Raw genomic sequence first — 16,306 nt, forward strand, 5'->3', positions numbered from 1 at the left:
GCAACTATGCCGCACTGCCTTTGACCGCCTGACGCAAAACTCTGGTAAACCGCAGCAAGCACTCCTATCATTGCGGGAATAAAAACATCCACAATCCTCGAGGGGCAGCGCCAGGCTGAGCGAGAGAAGGATGCCGCCCCCACGGCGGCATGCCCAGCGGCCCCTGCAACACACTGCATGCCATGGCCTTATCCACCGATTTCACGCCTCTATCCCTGGCGGTGCTGCCCCGCCGCAAGCGCAGCCTGCTTAAGCGCCTGCTGCGTTTGTGCCTGATTGCCTTGGTTCTGCTGGCAATGGCGGCAGCCGCCGCGTGGTGGCTGCTGACCTACCCGGGTGTGACGGCCAGTGCCCTGCCCATGGCTGCACAGCCACTGCGCGGTACAGGGGGCGCCTCGGCACAGCGTCTGCAAGCGCATGTCCAGGCGCTGAGCGAGAACTTTCCCGGCCGCAGCTTTGACCAGCCCGCGCAACTGGACATGGCGGCCAGCTATATCCATGACCAGTTGAAAGCCCTGGGCACCACGCCTTCACGCCAACCCGTACTGGTGGACGGACAGGCACGCTATCACAACATCGTGCTGCGCCTGGGCCCGCAAAAGGGCCAGCCAGGGAGCGACGCCCCCCTGCTGGTGATTGGTGCGCATTACGACGCAGTGCGCACCAATGGTGCCGCAGCAGGCTCTGCCCCAGATGCCCACAGCCACACACCCGGCGCAGACGACAATGCAAGCGGCGTAGCGGGGTTGCTGGAGCTGGCCCGCATGCTGGTCGCGCACCCGCCCAGTCAGCCTGTCGAACTGGTGGCTTATACGCTGGAGGAGCCGCCCCAGTTCCGCACTCCGCAAATGGGGAGCTACCAGCACGCAGCCGCGCTGGCCTATGCAGGCCAGCCGCTGCGCATGATGCTGTCGCTGGAAATGATTGGCTATTTTGACGACCGACCTGCGAGCCAGCGTTACCCGGTACCGGGCATGACGGCCATCTACCCCAGCGCGGGCAATTTTCTGGCGCTGATCGGGCAGTTGGGCCACTTTGCAGCAACGCGCGAAACCTATGCCCAACTGCTGGGTGGCGCACAGATCGACGCCGCTGGCACCGCGCCGCTGCCCATGCGCGCACTCAGCGCGCCTGCGTCGCTGCGCGGCATCGACTACTCCGACCATCAGAATTATTGGCGCCTTGGCTACCCCGCGCTGATGGTGACGGACACCTCGTTCATGCGCAACCCGCACTACCACCGCAGCACGGACACCTGGGACAAACTCGATTACCGCCGCATGGCACAGGCGGTGAACGCCGTGCTGGCCGTGGCCCTGGCCGACCCGGCAGACCCCGGCCAGGGCGTTGTGCCCCAGGCCGGTGATTTTTTGCGCTAAATTGCATAGCTCAAGCAAGGCAGGCCCGCGCACAGGAATGCGCCTGGAGCGCGCCACCTGCCATGCATTGGACAGCATTGGAATTTTTTGCAGAACAGGCACCATGATTGAGGTACAGAACCTGATCGTTGACTACCCCGGCCACCGGGCATTACATGGCATCAGCCTGCAGATTGCCGCGGGAACGGTCACAGCGCTCGTCGGCCCCAATGGCGCGGGCAAATCCACCCTGTTGCGCTGCATGGCCGGGCTGGAATCACCGCTCGCGGGCAGCGTGCGTGTGGCTGAAGTGGATGTGCAGGAAAACCCGCGCCACGCCCACCAGCACATGGGCTATCTGTCCGATTTCTTCGGCCTGTACGAGGCCTTGTCCGTTGCCCAGTGCCTGCAGTACGCGGCAGAAAGCCAGGGACTGAGCCGCCAGGCCGCCGCTCAGCGCGTGCAGGCCGTAGCCCGCCAGTTGGCACTGACCGACAAGCTCGGCAATGCAGCGCGCAACCTCTCTCGCGGCCAGCGCCAGCGCGTGGCCATCGGCCAGGCCATCATCCACCAGCCGCAGGTGCTGCTGCTAGACGAGCCCGCCAGCGGGCTCGATCCGGAGGCGCGCAGCAGCCTCTCGGCCCTCTTTCGCCAGTTGCACGCCCAGGGCATGACCCTGGTGGTTTCCAGCCATATCCTGAGCGAGTTGGACGAATACTGCACACACATCCTGTCGATCCGGGAAGGCCGCATCACCAGCCATGAGGCGCTGAATGCGGCCCCGCACACCAGCGGCACCGGCACGCAGTCGGGCGAACTGGTGATGCAGGTCGAGCTGGCTGCACCATTGGCAAACAGCAGTATGGCCCTGAATGGCTACCGGCTCGTGGACATGCGCGCCACTGGCGAGGCGAGCCATGCGCTCTGGATTGCCCTGCCCGCCAACAGCGACGCCGCACGCGTGCAACTGCTGCAACAACTGGTCGCCCATGGGGCCCAGGTGCTGAGCTACCACCCGGCCCGCACCAGCCTGCAGGAACGTTACCAGCAGAGCCTGCAGATGGGTACCGCCCCCATCCCTGGCGCGCCTGTCGATCTTTTTGCCAAGGAGCCGGAATGAACCCGGAACTGCGTCGCCAGCTCACGCTGGAACTGACCCCGTCGCGTCTGGTGCTGATGCCCGCCATCCTGCTGCTGATGGCGGTCTGCGTCTTCATGATCGAGCAGCAGGAGCCGCTGCTCTACCTGCACCAGGGTGCGCTGGTCGTCATGGGCCTGCTCGCCGCCTGTGTGGGTACATTCACGGCCCTCTCCAGCATCAATGACGAGGTGAACGAACGCACCTGGGACCAGCAGCGCATGAGCGCCATGGGCCCATGGCGCATGGCATGGGGAAAATTGCTGGGAGGCCCGAGCTATGCCTGGTATGGCGCGCTGCTGTGTGCGGCGGCAGCCTTTGCGAGCGGCGTGCTGCTAGGGCGTACCGGCCACACACTACAGACCGTACTGCTGTGCGTGCTGGGTGTGGGTGCGCTGCACTGCGCATTGATGGCCAGCCGGCTGTATGGCATGGACCCGGCCAAACCTGCAGGCAGTCGCAGCACCTGGGGGCTGGTGATCATCGTGTTCTTTCTGGTGCAGATGGTTGGCGGCCTGGTCGTCGGACTCGACAGCCTGCTCGGCAATCGGGACGCGGTGCGCTGGTGGGGCATGCCGGTGGCAGCCCCTCGGCTGGCGCTGTTTTTCGCGGCACTCGCCCTGCTGCTGGGCCTGCTGGCGCTGTGGCGCGCCATGGCCATGCAACTGTCGGTGCCCACCACGCCGTGGGCGTGGGCGCTGGGCAATGCGGCCGCCTGTGTGCTGCTGCTCGGCCTGGTACCAGACAACACGGCCCGCGTGCTTGGCGCTATCGCTTTGCTGGTGCTCGCCACCTACTATGCTGCGGCCCTGGAGAACCAGGTGGCCCAGCGCTGGCGCAGCGTGCTCTACAACGCACGTCATGGCCGGTGGCGGCGGGTCTTGCAAAGCCTGCCTCTGTGGCCCGTGAGCTGGTGCATGGCTTTTGCGGTAGTGCTGCCCGCCTATATCCTGTGGAATGCAGACCCCCTGGCGGCACGCGACCACCTCGGCCCCTTTGTGCTGATGGTATTGCTGCACGTGCTGCGCGACTGCGGCATCCATCTGTTCTTTGCGCTGCGCAACAGCTACCGTTCCCCGCTGGGCATGACGATGCTGGTATTGCTGGTGCTGGGAGGCATCCTGCCCGCCATGCTCTGGTCCACCGGCCTTGCCCCGCTGTTCGAGCCCTTGTTTGGAGCCTTGGCCGCTCCGCTGCGCCACACCATGACCAATGCCCCCGCCCTGGGCTGGCTGGCCTGGATCGGCATGCTGGTGCAGTTGGTGGCCGTGGCTGCGGCCATCCTGTGGCGCTTTCGACAGCTCGCCCCCACAGCGCAGGGCACGCAGTGGCCGCTACAGGCAACCGGCCGTTGAGCGCCAGGAGTCACCATGGCACAGGCAAGGACTGCGCCTGGCCTCCGTCCAGTCCGGCACATCAGGTTTTTTTGCGCAAAGCAGGCTCGGTGCCCACCTTGCAATGGCCTGAAGCTGCGTATCTGCCAGCAAATACCCTAATGCACCACCCAATGCATCAGAACGCCGAAGATCGGCTCTCTTCGGCCTTGGCTGCCTGCCGCAGTGGATGAAAGTTCAACAGCCGGGTTGCCATCATGGTCTCGATCATGAAGCAGCACAGCGCCGACACAAAGCTCACCACCCCGAGGCCAAAGCTGATCATCGCCGCCATCGACCAGGCCCGCGCATCGATTTCCGCCGCCGCCGTCTGGCCGATGAACAGCAGGATGATGGTCAGCGCAATCAGCGCGCCACACCCCGTGAGCAGACCGATGCAGACATTGGCCAGGCGCCCGCGCCGGCGCAGGAAGCCCAGCTCCAGCATGGAGCGCTGGATGTAATCCGCATCCTTGGAGGCGCTCATGCGGTCTTCGAGCACACGGCCACGGTCGATGATGCGCGCCAGCCGCCCGGCCACCGCACCGATCATTCCGGCCACGCCGGTCAAAAAGAAAACAGGAGCCACAGCAAGCTGGATGCTGTGGGTGATATTGCTGACGTCGATGGCCATGGTTGCGATAAAAACCTAGGGAAAACCAGTATTGCCAAACAATTTTATAGATCAAGGCAATACCTGTCTCAGCTATCGCAAGAAACGGGCCAAATAGAGGGCACTAAAGTGGTGCCTAAGCGACGCCCTCTGGAATCACTGAGAGAAATGGCGTCTGAATCTCATCCAGCATGCACCATTAGCTACAAATTAGATAGCATAGTGCAGTGACTCATGGCAAAGTGGGAGGCACTCAATAGTGCGGCGGCAGCTCATCCCGCAGATTGCGCACACTGGCGCCGCCACCCTGTTCGGGCAGACGCTGCTGCACATCCAGCAGCATTTGCTGCAGGCGGTCGATCTGTTGCTGCTGCTTGTAGATCGTCAGGTTCAGATCTTCCAGCAGGTCTTCGGCGTAGGCCGATTTGATCTCCAGTGCCTCAACACGGGCCTGGAGCTGTTCGGTAGGGGTCATGGCAAATCCTGCAAGTGCGTTCCGGAACGATAACGCCGGTGTGTGAAACTTCACACACCGGCGTCAGGAACGAAACGTGTTTATAAAATCAGAACGCCTTGGCCAGGCGCGCCATGCCTTCTTCGATCCTGGGGATGTCGGCCGTGGCAAAGGACAGGCGCAGGGTAGATGGATCGGGGTTCTGCGCAAAGAATGGCGTGCCGGGCACAAAGGCCACACCTTGCTCGATGGCCCGCTTGGCCAGCGCATTGCCGTCCTTCTCCTGACCGTTGGCCCCGGTCAGTTGCACCCAGATGAACATGCCGCCTTGCGGCTGCACAAAGCGCACCGCATCCTCCAGGTGGCTGCGCAGCGCATCGCCCATGGCCTTGCTGCGCGCCGCGTAGGTGGTACGCACGCGTGCCAGTGTGGCTGGCAGGCGGCCCGCCTTGAGGTACTGCGCGGCGGTGGCCTGCGTGAAGGTGCTGGTATGCGCATCGCTGAACTGCTTGCACATCACACATTTGGCCAGCAGCTCGGCCGGGGCGATCAGCCAGCCCAGGCGCAGGCCGGGGCTGAGCACCTTGCTCATGCTGCCGCAGTGCGCAAGATACTCGCGGCTGCCCGGCACGGTGTGGGAGAGCGCCAGCATGCTCGGAGGAGGTGGCGCGTCAAAGTACAGGTCCCCATAGGGATCGTCTTCCACCACCAGGGTCTGGTGGCGCACGGCCATCTCCAGCACCTGCTTGCGGCGCTCCAGGCTCAGCAATGCACCGCTGGGGTTGCCAAAGGTGGGCACCAGGTACACCAGCTTGGGTTTGTGCTGGGCGATCAGCCGCTCCAGCTCTTCCGTGATCACGCCATGCTCATCGATCGGCGCGCTGATGACTTCAGCGCCGTACAGACGGAAACACTGGATCGTGGCGAGAAAGGTCGGCCCTTCGACAATCACCTTGTCGCCAGGCGAGATCATGGTCTTGCCCAGCAGATCCAGCGCCTGCTGGCTTCCGGTGGTGGTGATCAACTGCTCGGGCGCAAGATTCTGCACGCCCTTGCCAGCCATGAAGCTGGCAATCTGCTCGCGAAAAGGCTGGTAGCCCTCGGTGGCGCCGTACTGCAAGGCCGCGCCCGGCTCTTCCTTCAAGGCAGCATTCGCCGCCTGCTGCACGCCATCCACATCGAACATGGCGGCATCTGGAAAGCCCCCAGCGAAGCTGATGATGCCGGGCTTGCCCAGCAGCTTGAACAGTTCACGGATGGCGGACGTCTCGACATTGTCGAGGCGAGAGGCGAAACGCAGTGTCATGGAGCTTTCTCTCAAGGATCAAAAACAGGACAGTCCGGCACCTGGGCCGGTGGCCAGTGCCGCAAATCCAGAGGTGCGCGACATGGCAACTCTGCCATTTTGCAGCTTTTTGCCACCCACAGGCGTCGCTCTGGCATCGGCAGGCAACCGGCTCAGTGCCTGCGCTCCCCTGTGGTGGCGGTTTTGAACAGGTTCTTGGGTTTTGCATACCCGCGCATCGTCTATGCTTGCAGCCAGACAGAATCTGCGGACGGGCACACCCGTTCTGCAGCCACAAAGCCTACGCCCCCTGGGCATGAATGACATGCGGATTGCCGGTTTCTTTTTTGCCATCACCAAGCTGATCGCCTCGCTCCTGATGCTGGCAGGTGTGGTCTGGGCCTGCGGGGCCCTGTGGTTTCAATTGGCGCAAACGGTCAAATCGGGCTCGGCGCGAGGGCTGATTCTGGGCGTCTGGGTCGGCTTTGGCCTCTACAGCATCTATCTTTTGTGGCAGCAGCGCGTGCCCAAGGGCCTGCTGGTCTACGGCGTGCTGCTGGGCGCCATTCTCGTATGGTGGAGCACCATCCACCCCTCGAACACCCGCCGTTGGGCGCCCGATGTGGCGCAACAGCTCTCCGGCAGCATCAGCGGCGACATCGCCACGCTGCACAACGTCCGCAACTTTGACTGGCAGACCGCCACCCGTGCCACGCCGCGCTGGGAAGACCGCAGCTATGACCTGAACCAGCTGGTATCGGTGGACATGGCCACCTCGTACTGGATGGGCCCGGCCATTGCGCACACCCTGGTGTCGTTTGGCTTTGACGATGGAAAGGGCCCGCGCAGGTACCTGACGTTCTCGGTCGAAATTCGCAAGGAGGCGGGCGAGTCGTTTTCGGCCATTGGCGGCTTCTTCAAGCAGTTCGAGCTGAGCCTGGTTGCCGCCGAAGAGCGCGACATTCTGCGCGTGCGCAGCAACCTGCGCGGCGAAGAAGTCTATCTCTACAGCATTCAGATGCCGCGCGCCGCCATGCGCTCGCTGTTTGCCGCCTATGTCGACAAGGCCAACGCCCTGGTGGAGACGCCTGCGTTCTACCACACGGTATTTGCCAATTGCACCACCATCGTGTTCGACATGGTGCGCAGCATCGTTCCCGGCCTGCCGCTCGATTGGCGCCTGCTGGCCAGCGGCTATCTGCCGCAGTATGTAGACAGCCTGGGCGCGCTGGCCCGCCCCCATGATTTCGAGGCGCTGCGCAGCGCAGCCCATATCAATGACCGCGCCAGGGCAACCCTGCCCGGCGAGGATTTTTCAGCAGCCATCCGCAAAGGCGTGCCGCAGGCGCCCGCCCTGCCCTGATCCACTGTGTAAATCTTGATAGCCATCAATAACCAAGCGCCTGTCCGGCCACACAGCCGGGTCAGACGCCTTGCAGCAGCGGGCTGCGCAACTGGCTATAGCCGCTGACCTGGTCATAGGCGTGGCCGAGCTGCAGCACCGGCCAATCTGCCCGCAGGCCTCCCACAATCTGGATACCGGCCGGCAACCCCTGGGCGCTGATGCCGGCAGGCACGGCAAGCGCGGGCAGGCCCGCCATGGTGGCGGCAATCACCACTTCCATCCAGCGGTGGTAGGTGTCCATCTCGCGCTCGCCCACCGTGTGCGGCCAGTCCAGCTCCACCGCGAATGGGTAGACCTGGGTGCCGGGCATCGCCAGATAGTCAAAGCGCTGCAGAAGGCTGTGCAGCTGCAGGTACCAGCTGCTGCGCACCTTGGCAGCCTCGTAGATGCGCATGCCTGACAGGCGCATTCCACGCTCGATCTCCCACACCGCTTCGGGCTTGAGCAGGCTGCGCTTGGCCGGATCGGTGTAGAGCGCCAGGTTGCCGCCCGCTACCTGCAAGCTGCGCAGATCGAGCCAGGCCTCCCACAATTGCTCCAGATCAAAGTCGAGCACGGCCGGCTCCACCACCGCCCCCAGGCTGCGAAAGTGCTCCAGCGCCGCCTCCTGCTGCGCCAGCAGGCCGGGCTCCATGGCCAGATGACCGCCCCAGTCGCCCAGCCACCCGATGCGCACGCCCTGAAAATCGCGCTGCAGACCTTCCAGCGCAAAAGCACCCGCAGGCCACTCGCGCGCCAGCGGGGTGCGGGTGTCGGCGCCTGCCATCACCTGCATCTGCAGGGCCAGATCGGGCACATTGCGGGCCATGGGGCCGTTGGTGCTGTACTGCTGCAGGAACAGTTCCTCAGCCGGGCCGTAAGGCACTGCTCCCAGCGATGGCCGAAAGCCATACACGTTGTTGAAGGCAGCCGGCGTGCGCAGCGAGCCCATCATGTCCGAGCCATCGGCAAACGGCAGCATATGCAAGGCGGTAGCAACTGCCGCGCCGCCCGAGCTGCCCCCAGCAGAGCGCGTGGGTACCCAGGCGTTGCGAGTGGCGCCATACACCGGGTTGTAGGTATGGCCGCCCAGGCCGAATTCGGGTGAATTGGTGCGGCCCACAAACACGGCGCCGCTGGCGCGCATGCGCTCGAAGTGAATGGCATCGGCCTCGGACACCTGGCCTGCAAACAGTGGTGAGCCTCGCGTTGTCACCATGCCCTGCACCGGCAGAATGTCCTTGGGAGCCTGCGGAATGCCGTGCAGCAACCCGCGCGAGCGCCCCTGGGCCAGCTCCAGATCCAGCCGCTGCGCCTGGGTCAGCAGGGTTTCGCGGTCCTGCAGAGCCACAATGGCGTTGACCTGCGGGTTGAGGGCGTCGATCTGCGCCATATAGGCATGCAGCACATCCACACAGGAGAGGTGGCGCGCATGGATGGCGGCAGACAACGCAACACCCGATAGTTCGGTGATCTGGGTGGGCAGGTTGGGCATGGCGGCTCCTTGATGGCTTGGCACCCATACTAACCAGCGCGCATAAATCCCCGGCAAGCCCGCTGTCGCGTCCGTGCATGGCGATAATCGCGGTCAAACCCTTCAACGAAGGATGCAGATCAGGCGAAGGCCAGACGCTTGCCTGCCAAAGGCGCCCCTGGGCACCTCGGGCTTTGCGCCAGCACATGCATCAAAACAAGTTGCCCCCATGAAAACCGCCGATATCGAACCGTTTTTCGCCACGCTGAAAGCCGCCAACCCTTCGCCGCAGACCGAGCTGGAATACACCTCGGTGTTCGAGCTGCTTACCGCCGTGCTGCTGTCAGCCCAGGCCACCGATGTGGGCGTGAACAAGGCCACGCGCAAGCTCTTTCCCGTCGCCAACACGCCGCAGGCCATTCTGGACCTGGGCCTCGAAGGCCTGGAGAGTCATATCAAGACCATCGGCCTGTACCGCAGCAAGGCCAAGCACCTGATGGAAACCTGCCGCATGCTGGTGCAGCTCCATGGCGGCAAGGTACCCGATACCCGCGAAGCGCTGGAGGCCCTGCCGGGCGTGGGCCGCAAGACGGCCAATGTGGTGCTGAACGTGGCATTTGGCCAGCCAACCATGGCGGTCGATACGCACATCTTCCGCGTCGGCAACCGCACGGGCCTGGCACCCGGCAAGAACCCGCTGGAAGTGGAAAAGCAGCTGATGAAGCGCGTACCCGATGAATACGCCGTCGATTCGCACCACTGGCTGATTCTGCTGGGACGCTATGTGTGCCAGGCACGCAAACCGCGCTGCTGGGAGTGCGTGGTGGCGCCTTACTGCGACTTCACGCCAAAGACACCTGCGCCGGCTTCGGGCAAGCGCTGAGCGCTCAGCGCTCAGCGGTTGATGCTATCCAACCAATAACTGCCAATACATTGCTATGTAGCGCCAGCGGCCTCTTTTTCATCAACTCTGCTGACTGACCCCGGCAGATGCAAAACTGGCCATCTCGCGCAGGATGGTGCAGGCCGATTGCAACAGCGGCCAAGCCAGTGCAGCGCCCGAGCCTTCTCCCAGCCGCAGTTGCCAATCGAGCAGCGGCTGTGCCTGCAGATGGGCCAGCATGCGCGTATGGCCCGGCTCGCCCGAGCGGTGGGCGTAGACGCAGCGCTCCAGCACGGCAGGCTGCAGGCGACTGGCCACCAGCACGGCCGCCGTGGTGATGAAGCCATCGACCACGATCACACGGCGCTCCACGGCAGCCTGCAGCACGGCGCCCACCATGGTGGCGATCTCCAGCCCGCCCATCGCGCACAGGACATCCAGCGGCTCCTGCGCGCCCGCATGCAGGGCCAGCACCTGGCGCAGCACCTCCACCTTGCGCGCAAGGCCTGCCGCATCGAGCCCGGTGCCAACGCCGGTCACCGCCTCGATGGGTTCATTGCACAAACGCGCCAGCAGCAGCGATGCGCTGGAGGTGTTGCCGATTCCCATCTCGCCCAGCAGCAGTGCATTGCCCGGCAATTGCCGCACCAGCGCCATGCCGTTGCGCAGGGCCATCGCGCATTGCTCTGCCGTCATCGCCGGGCCCGCGCTGCAATCAGCAGAACCGTAGGCAATCTTGCGGCGCCACAGACGGGGCTCGCCTGGCACGGGCAGCTTGTGCGCCGGATCCTGCTCGCGCACGACAAAATCCCTGGCCACGCCGCAGTCCACCACGTTGAGGGCAATGCCGTTGTGCCGCGCCAGCACGCTGACGGCGGCGCCTCCCGCCAGAAAATTCTCGACCATCTGCCAGGTCACATCGACCGGATATGCCGACACCCCCCGCGCAGCCAGGCCATGGTCGGCCGCAAACACCAGCATCTGCGGCGCCTGAAGCACAGGCTGCTCGTCCCCAAAAATGCAGGCGATACGCAGCGCAAGCTGCTCCAGCTGGCCCAGAGATCCCACCGGCTTGGTCTTCTGATCGAGCAAATGCTGAACCCGGCTTTGCAGGCCAGCATCGTGAATTGAGGAAATGGAGGGGATGGGTGCGGTCGTGCGGATATCAGACATGGTGCGAAATACGGGGGGCCAGACTTGGGATGCAGCGGCGCACGCCATCCAAGCCAGAGGCGCATAGTATCGCGCGACCCGCAACACGTTGCAGGGCCTCTGGCCCATACCAAAAGAAAACGCTCTGACCGGTTGCCCGGCCAGAGCGCAAATTCGGATGGATGCACTGGCGTGTTACACACCCATCCGAGAGAGCTCAGGAGTGATCGAAGACCTGCAGACGCATTTACGCGCTGCTTCAGAACGTGTTCACGTTCTCAGGGCTTGGCCGGAACGGTGTAGGTGTATTCGCGCAGAATACCGCCGCCCTGCACGGAGCCGCTGTCCTGGCCGTTGGTCACCCGGTCCACGCAGGCACGCCTGTCTTCTTCAACCCGGAACACACCGCAGCGGGCCACGGCGTTGCCGGCGTACTGGTCACTGCTGCGGTCGGTCAACTGGCCCTGTCGGCCGGCCTGAAGGGCGGCTGCAGCCTCCCGGGCGCTGGAGCTGCCATCAGCCACACTGCGATCCGCGCGTTGATGGGCTTTGCCGCTCTTGTGCGGATGCTGGGCGTGTTTGGCTGGGGCCTTCTCGAGCGCAGCTGGTTGAGCAGAGGCAAAACCGGTCACACCCAAGGCAACCGCGGCAATGGCAACTTGCAAGGATTGGCGGACAACATTTTTCATGGTGATCTTCCTTCTGTCTGGTAATGGGCAATTGCAACCAACAGCATGCTTGTGATCCCTGGCTGTCGTTATCGGCCCAGCCCGCCAGACCATGCAGTCCATGGCCTACATATCGCCATGACGAACATGTGGCTCATGCGCCACCCTCTTTTCGGCACTCTCTGTGCAATGACCCAGGTGCCCAGCTCCGGACCATGGCTTTCACTCGTACCTAGTTTTGTTGTGATTTTTAAACACAGCCGAAACCAAAATACTCTTTAACAATTAAATTTCATTTATTAATTAATAATATAAATAAATTCTTTATAACAGAGGACGGTAATGAGAACCACGAGAGGAACGTTAGGGCTGTGCGCAGCCCTGCTGGTGTGCATTGCGGCGCGCGCGGAAACCCCGGTGGCGGCCAATTCACAGTATTTCACCGGCTGGAAAATGGCCAAATTTGTGACGGCGGTTCCCACACCCACAGCGGGCACTCCGATCAATGCCACGATTGGCGCAACTCCGTTCACGATCAACACCGTGGGCACACCGCCCACAACCTGGGCGACCTGGGGCAGCGCACAAAGCAACATGCTCATGAGCTCTACCGACCTGCCTGCCAATATCGGGCTTCCGACGGACCCGGGCAATGTATGGGAAGTGGGCGCCGGCGAGGTCTCGATGAAGTTCCAGGCACCGATGGTGGTGGGAACGACCCTGTTCAGCCATGACTTCGACTCAGCCGATGCCATGGAATACCGCTTCTACCGTTGTGACGGCACGCAGGTGGATGCAAGCCTGGTCGAATACCTGCAGATCGCCACGGCCAACAATCCAGTGCAGACGCCTCCAGTGGCGGGCGCCACCGATTCTTTCTGGAAGCTGGCAAGCCCCACCACCGGCCCTCTCAACGGCACCACAGTGGGCCTGGTGGTGAAAGCTGCCGATGTCTGCGAAATCCGGGCCAAGGAACTGGGACTGCCAAGGCATTCCACCATTGACATGATGCTGGGCATCCCCCCCACACCCAACCCGGTTGCCGACACCAGCAACACCGTGCAGGGCCAGCCCGTCACCATTGATGTGCGTGCCAATGACACCACCTCCTCGCCACCGGCAACCCTCGCGCCGCCCACCATTACGCAGCCGCCTGCGAATGGCACGGTTACTGTCGATGGCTCCGGCAATGTGGTCTATACCCCTAATGCAGGCTTCTCGGGCACCGATACATTCACCTACCAGGTGTGCGTGCAGACGGCCCCCACCCAGTGTAAAACGGCGACGGTGAGCGTGAACGTGCTGGGAGCAACCGCCACGGCAGACTCTGCCACTACCAAGGTGGATACACCGGTGACCGTCAGCATTCTGGCCAACGACGCTTCGTCCGATCCTGCCAATGCCCCGCTGGCCGGGCCCGCTACAGCGGTTTCTGCCCCCGCGCATGGCACCGTCGTCTACAACCCCGATGGCACTGCTACCTATACCCCTGCGGCAGGGTTTACCGGCACCGATACCTTCCAGTACCAGATCTGCACCGCACAGGGCCCTTACCCTGCACCGGCATGCGCGACGGCACAGGTGACGGTGGTCGTCGCTCCCACCGTAACGCCACCAACGCCCGGCGCAACCTCATCCGTTCCGGTGGACAGCCCCTGGGCACTCTTGCTGGCATCGATGGGCTTGATGGCTCTGGCCGTGCGCCGGACCAAACGCTGATCTGACACGATCCGCATCGCCCCACAACGGTAAAAGCGCCAGCGCATGATGAATGCGCTGGCGCTTTTCATTGGGTCATGCAGAAGGGCGGGTTTTACCGGAGCGCGAGAGCCTCCGCTTCAAACCACTCGCCGACGCCCTGCGCCAGCCGCTCGAAAACCTGCTCCAGGCTGGGCGCGCCATGGCCGAACAGGGCATGAATGACCTCCCCGTTCTCGAACAAGCCATGCAGATAGGTGCCCAGCACCGCCGGATTGCCGCCCTGCCACAACAGGCCTGGCCGCAGTTCGTGTGCAGGATGGCTGGTGCCCGCCTGCATGTCGGCTCGCAGTTGGGTCTGCCCATGGTGGATTTCATAACCGCGCACCTGCACGCCCCCCAAAGCCTGCCACGGCGCCTGCAAGGCAGGCAAGACGAACACGGTGGGCTGCACCGTCTTGTCCTGCGCAAACAGGGTGGCAAGCGGCAACAGGCCCAGGCCCGCTGCATTGCCGTCCACGCCATGCAGATCGATCAACGCCTCGCCCAGCATCTGCAGGCCTCCGCAAATACCCAGCACCCGCTTGCCTGCCTGGGCGTGTGCGGTCACGGCCGCGTCCAACCCCTGCGAGCGCATCCAGGCCAGGTCAGCCGCAGTGGCCTTGCTGCCCGGCAGGATGACCCAATCGGCACCCGCCAGCTGCGAGGGAGAACGGGCCCAGACCACCCGCACGCCCGGCACCTGCAGCAGCGGCTGAAATTCATCCAGATTGCTGATGCGCGGATAGGCAATGATGGCGATGGTGGTGTGCACCGCCTGCCCGGCACCGGCGCTGCCACGGTCATCAAATACGCCGTCTTCTTCAGGCAGGCCGTGCGCAAACTGCATGGGGATGCAGGCCACGGTAGGCACGCCGGTTTTTTCCTGCAGCATTTGCGGCGCGGGCGCGAGCAGGCTGGCATCGCCCCGGAACTTGTTGAGCACAAAGCCTTTGATGAGCGCCTGCTCCTCCGGTGGCAACAGGGCCCAGGTGCCATAGAGGTGCGCAAACGCGCCGCCCCGGTCGATGTCGGCCACCAGCAGGCAATGCGCATCGCAGTGCCGCGCCACGCGCATATTGACTACGTCGCTCGCGTGCAAGTTGATCTCGGCGGGCGAGCCCGCCCCTTCGATTACCACCACATCGTTTTCGGCGCGCAACTCGTCCAGTGCCTGGGCGATCTGCGGCCAGACCCGTGCGCTGCGGCCGCGCCATGGCATGGCGGTCAATTCGTCATTCACCTGGCCAAACAGCACCACCTGGCTTTTTGTATCGGCCTCGGGCTTGAGCAGCAGCGGGTTCATGCGCACATCGGGCGTGGCGCCTGCGGCCAGCGCCTGCAAGTACTGCGCAGTACCGATTTCGCCCCACTGGCCATCAGGCGTGGCCACCACGCGCGCGTTGTTGCTCATGTTCTGCGCCTTGAAAGGCGCCACCTTGTAGCCTTGCGCCCGGTACCAGGCGCAAAGTGCCGTGGCCACCCAGCTCTTGCCTGCGCCACTGCTGGTGCCCAGCACCATCACGCACCGGGCGGTCATGCGTGCACCTTGGGTTGCAGGGGCAACACCATGCGCTGCAGGATGCGCTCCAGCGCATGGTCGCCATGCAGGCACAGGCCCGTGTGCACGGCCGAGGTCTGGATGATGCTGCTGCGCTTGGCAGTAAGCCAGTGAAAGCGCGCACGAAACGGCAGTTGCGCAATCGGCCCGCCTTCGGGCCGGCCCTCGCAGATGGCGATGATGCTGCCCAGGTGCCGGTACACCATCTCCAGATCGGCCTGCGGGTCCAGCGCCAGCAGCCGCGCCTCATCCAGCGCCATGGCAGCCTGCAGGTAACCGCTGCGCTGGCAGGAGACGATCACCCCGGCGTTGATGAATTCCTCGCGCTCCACCCGGGGTACCACGCGCACGACAGCGTAGTCATATACATCATGCGCGTGCATTGATGGCTCCTTGCAACCAACGGCCACGGTCCTGCAGACGGGCCAGAAAATAATTCACATAGGCCGCGCGGTGGGCCTGCGGATCGGCCAGCGCATCGCCATGGCGGTCTTGCGCCGCCTGGTTCAGAAAGCAGTCGGGCACCGCCGCCACAATGGCTTCCAATACCGGGGCGGTCAACTGCCCTGCCATCGCCTCGTCCACCTGTGCAAGCTGCGTGGCCTGCGGCAGCAGCACGTGGTCCGCAATCGGGGCATAGGGCTTGCCAGGGTCAGCCACAACCCCTTCCCAGGCATGGTGAAAGGTGAGCGTGGCCCCATGGTCGATCAACCATGGGCGGCGCTGCCACATCAGCAGATTGGTGTTGCGCGCCGTACGGTCGACGTTGCTGACCAGGGTGTCGAACCACACGAGGCGCGATGCGAAACCGCTGTCCACCGCGTCGACTGCGGGGTCGAAGTTCACCGACCCGGGCAGGTAATCCAGCCCCATGTTCAGACCGTCACTGGCGCGGATCAGGTCCTGGATTTCGGGATCGGGTTCGGTCTGCGCCAGCTTGGCATCCAGCCGGGCCAGCACGATCTCGGGAATGGGCAGGCCAAGCGCCCGGGCAATGCCGCCCGAAATCAGCTCCGCCATCAGGGCGCGCACGCCCTGCCCGGCGCCGCGGAACTTGAGCACGTACAGGCCCAGATCGTCCGCCTCGACCACGGCGGGCATCGAGCCGCCTTCGCGCAAGGGGGTGACATAGCGCTCCACCACAACGGAGCGCAGGGAAGGAATTGGTGAGTCCATGCGAAATGGTAGCGCCGGATGGATGCCCTCGGGGCTGGCCGCGCTGATTC

The 16,306-nt window shown here is 63.8% G+C and carries 15 protein-coding genes; 6 read left to right on the top strand and 9 right to left on the bottom strand.

Features of this window, described 5'->3' with window-relative positions:
- Nucleotides 1-182: 182 nt before the first annotated feature.
- The 3 genes from ACH2DG_RS13820 (at nucleotide 183) to ACH2DG_RS13830 (ending at nucleotide 3,851) form a co-directional block, all read left to right on the top strand.
- Entirely contained in the window at nucleotides 183-1,379 is a 1,197-nt protein-coding gene (locus ACH2DG_RS13820) for a M20/M25/M40 family metallo-hydrolase (protein ID WP_395026817.1), read from the top strand.
- A gap of 103 nt (nucleotides 1,380-1,482) precedes the next feature.
- Nucleotides 1,483-2,478, top strand: a complete 996-nt coding sequence (locus ACH2DG_RS13825; RefSeq protein ID WP_395026818.1) for an ABC transporter ATP-binding protein — start codon at nucleotides 1,483-1,485, stop codon at nucleotides 2,476-2,478.
- Nucleotides 2,475-3,851: a hypothetical protein gene (locus ACH2DG_RS13830; protein ID WP_395026820.1), complete on the top strand. Its 1,377-nt coding sequence runs from the start codon at nucleotides 2,475-2,477 to the stop codon at nucleotides 3,849-3,851. Before ACH2DG_RS13825 ends, ACH2DG_RS13830 begins: the two co-directional genes overlap by 4 nt.
- A gap of 157 nt (nucleotides 3,852-4,008) precedes the next feature.
- Here the strand turns inward: ACH2DG_RS13830 and ACH2DG_RS13835 are convergent, their stop codons facing one another.
- The 3 genes from ACH2DG_RS13835 to ACH2DG_RS13845 all read right to left on the bottom strand — a co-directional run bounded on the left by ACH2DG_RS13835 (nucleotide 4,009) and on the right by ACH2DG_RS13845 (nucleotide 6,242).
- Nucleotides 4,009-4,503, bottom strand: a complete 495-nt coding sequence (locus ACH2DG_RS13835) for a DUF2721 domain-containing protein (protein WP_395026821.1) — start codon at nucleotides 4,501-4,503, stop codon at nucleotides 4,009-4,011.
- 232 nt (nucleotides 4,504-4,735) lie between these two features.
- On the bottom strand, nucleotides 4,736-4,957 hold the full coding sequence (locus tag ACH2DG_RS13840) for a SlyX family protein (protein ID WP_395026822.1): 222 nt from the start codon (nucleotides 4,955-4,957) through the stop codon (nucleotides 4,736-4,738).
- A gap of 88 nt (nucleotides 4,958-5,045) precedes the next feature.
- Nucleotides 5,046-6,242 (bottom strand): PLP-dependent aminotransferase family protein, encoded by a 1,197-nt coding sequence (locus ACH2DG_RS13845; RefSeq protein WP_395026823.1) that lies wholly within the window; start codon nucleotides 6,240-6,242, stop codon nucleotides 5,046-5,048.
- A 295-nt stretch (nucleotides 6,243-6,537) separates the two neighbouring features.
- Between ACH2DG_RS13845 and ACH2DG_RS13850 the strand changes: the two genes are divergently transcribed.
- A complete protein-coding gene (locus tag ACH2DG_RS13850; protein ID WP_395026824.1) occupies nucleotides 6,538-7,584 on the top strand; it encodes a DUF4105 domain-containing protein in 1,047 nt (348 codons plus the stop codon).
- 61 nt (nucleotides 7,585-7,645) lie between these two features.
- On the opposite strand, the gene ACH2DG_RS13855 is transcribed toward ACH2DG_RS13850, so the two are convergent.
- On the bottom strand, nucleotides 7,646-9,100 hold the full coding sequence (locus ACH2DG_RS13855; protein ID WP_395026825.1) for an amidase: 1,455 nt from the start codon (nucleotides 9,098-9,100) through the stop codon (nucleotides 7,646-7,648).
- Nucleotides 9,101-9,308: 208 nt separating this feature from the next.
- Between ACH2DG_RS13855 and nth the strand changes: the two genes are divergently transcribed.
- Nucleotides 9,309-9,962, top strand: a complete 654-nt coding sequence (gene nth, locus ACH2DG_RS13860; RefSeq protein ID WP_395026826.1) for an endonuclease III — start codon at nucleotides 9,309-9,311, stop codon at nucleotides 9,960-9,962.
- Nucleotides 9,963-10,043: 81 nt separating this feature from the next.
- On the opposite strand, the gene cobT is transcribed toward nth, so the two are convergent.
- Nucleotides 10,044-11,135 (bottom strand): nicotinate-nucleotide--dimethylbenzimidazole phosphoribosyltransferase, encoded by a 1,092-nt coding sequence (cobT, locus tag ACH2DG_RS13865; protein WP_395026828.1) that lies wholly within the window; start codon nucleotides 11,133-11,135, stop codon nucleotides 10,044-10,046.
- Nucleotides 11,136-11,392: 257 nt separating this feature from the next.
- Complete coding sequence (locus ACH2DG_RS13870) at nucleotides 11,393-11,803, bottom strand: hypothetical protein (protein ID WP_395026829.1); 411 nt, start codon at nucleotides 11,801-11,803, stop codon at nucleotides 11,393-11,395.
- Between the two features lie 321 nt (nucleotides 11,804-12,124).
- On the opposite strand from ACH2DG_RS13870, the gene ACH2DG_RS13875 reads away from it, so the two are divergent.
- The gene (locus ACH2DG_RS13875; protein ID WP_395026831.1) at nucleotides 12,125-13,501 is read left to right on the top strand and encodes an Ig-like domain-containing protein; all 1,377 of its coding nucleotides are present in this window, start codon (nucleotides 12,125-12,127) and stop codon (nucleotides 13,499-13,501) included.
- A gap of 94 nt (nucleotides 13,502-13,595) precedes the next feature.
- Here ACH2DG_RS13875 and ACH2DG_RS13880 read toward each other — a convergent pair whose 3' ends face one another.
- From ACH2DG_RS13880 to ACH2DG_RS13890, 3 genes are read right to left on the bottom strand one after another with little or no spacing between them, the layout of a single operon-like run.
- Nucleotides 13,596-15,059, bottom strand: a complete 1,464-nt coding sequence (locus ACH2DG_RS13880; RefSeq protein WP_395026832.1) for a cobyric acid synthase — start codon at nucleotides 15,057-15,059, stop codon at nucleotides 13,596-13,598.
- Nucleotides 15,056-15,463 (bottom strand): DUF3037 domain-containing protein, encoded by a 408-nt coding sequence (locus ACH2DG_RS13885; RefSeq protein WP_184708430.1) that lies wholly within the window; start codon nucleotides 15,461-15,463, stop codon nucleotides 15,056-15,058. Before ACH2DG_RS13885 ends, ACH2DG_RS13880 begins: the two co-directional genes overlap by 4 nt.
- Nucleotides 15,450-16,256, bottom strand: coding sequence for a HipA family kinase (locus ACH2DG_RS13890; RefSeq protein ID WP_395026833.1), 807 nt, complete (start codon nucleotides 16,254-16,256; stop codon nucleotides 15,450-15,452). The genes ACH2DG_RS13885 and ACH2DG_RS13890 overlap by 14 nt, the downstream gene beginning before the upstream one ends.
- Nucleotides 16,257-16,306 lie beyond the last annotated feature (50 nt).

The organism is Comamonas odontotermitis, assembly GCF_040396735.1.
Classification (GTDB): domain Bacteria; phylum Pseudomonadota; class Gammaproteobacteria; order Burkholderiales; family Burkholderiaceae_C; genus Comamonas; species Comamonas odontotermitis_C.

Excerpts from the sequence above, each read along its gene's own strand:
- ACH2DG_RS13820 (WP_395026817.1), top strand. The coding sequence starts at position 183 with ATGGCCTTATCCACCGATTTCACGCCTCTATCCCTGGCGGTGCTGCCC.
- ACH2DG_RS13825 (WP_395026818.1), top strand. The coding sequence starts at position 1,483 with ATGATTGAGGTACAGAACCTGATCGTTGACTACCCCGGCCACCGGGCA.
- ACH2DG_RS13830 (WP_395026820.1), top strand. The coding sequence starts at position 2,475 with ATGAACCCGGAACTGCGTCGCCAGCTCACGCTGGAACTGACCCCGTCG.
- ACH2DG_RS13835 (WP_395026821.1), bottom strand. The coding sequence starts at position 4,503 with ATGGCCATCGACGTCAGCAATATCACCCACAGCATCCAGCTTGCTGTG.
- ACH2DG_RS13840 (WP_395026822.1), bottom strand. The coding sequence starts at position 4,957 with ATGACCCCTACCGAACAGCTCCAGGCCCGTGTTGAGGCACTGGAGATC.
- ACH2DG_RS13845 (WP_395026823.1), bottom strand. The coding sequence starts at position 6,242 with ATGACACTGCGTTTCGCCTCTCGCCTCGACAATGTCGAGACGTCCGCC.
- ACH2DG_RS13850 (WP_395026824.1), top strand. The coding sequence starts at position 6,538 with ATGAATGACATGCGGATTGCCGGTTTCTTTTTTGCCATCACCAAGCTG.
- ACH2DG_RS13855 (WP_395026825.1), bottom strand. The coding sequence starts at position 9,100 with ATGCCCAACCTGCCCACCCAGATCACCGAACTATCGGGTGTTGCGTTG.
- nth (WP_395026826.1), top strand. The coding sequence starts at position 9,309 with ATGAAAACCGCCGATATCGAACCGTTTTTCGCCACGCTGAAAGCCGCC.
- cobT (WP_395026828.1), bottom strand. The coding sequence starts at position 11,135 with ATGTCTGATATCCGCACGACCGCACCCATCCCCTCCATTTCCTCAATT.
- ACH2DG_RS13870 (WP_395026829.1), bottom strand. The coding sequence starts at position 11,803 with ATGAAAAATGTTGTCCGCCAATCCTTGCAAGTTGCCATTGCCGCGGTT.
- ACH2DG_RS13875 (WP_395026831.1), top strand. The coding sequence starts at position 12,125 with ATGAGAACCACGAGAGGAACGTTAGGGCTGTGCGCAGCCCTGCTGGTG.
- ACH2DG_RS13880 (WP_395026832.1), bottom strand. The coding sequence starts at position 15,059 with ATGACCGCCCGGTGCGTGATGGTGCTGGGCACCAGCAGTGGCGCAGGC.
- ACH2DG_RS13885 (WP_184708430.1), bottom strand. The coding sequence starts at position 15,463 with ATGCACGCGCATGATGTATATGACTACGCTGTCGTGCGCGTGGTACCC.
- ACH2DG_RS13890 (WP_395026833.1), bottom strand. The coding sequence starts at position 16,256 with ATGGACTCACCAATTCCTTCCCTGCGCTCCGTTGTGGTGGAGCGCTAT.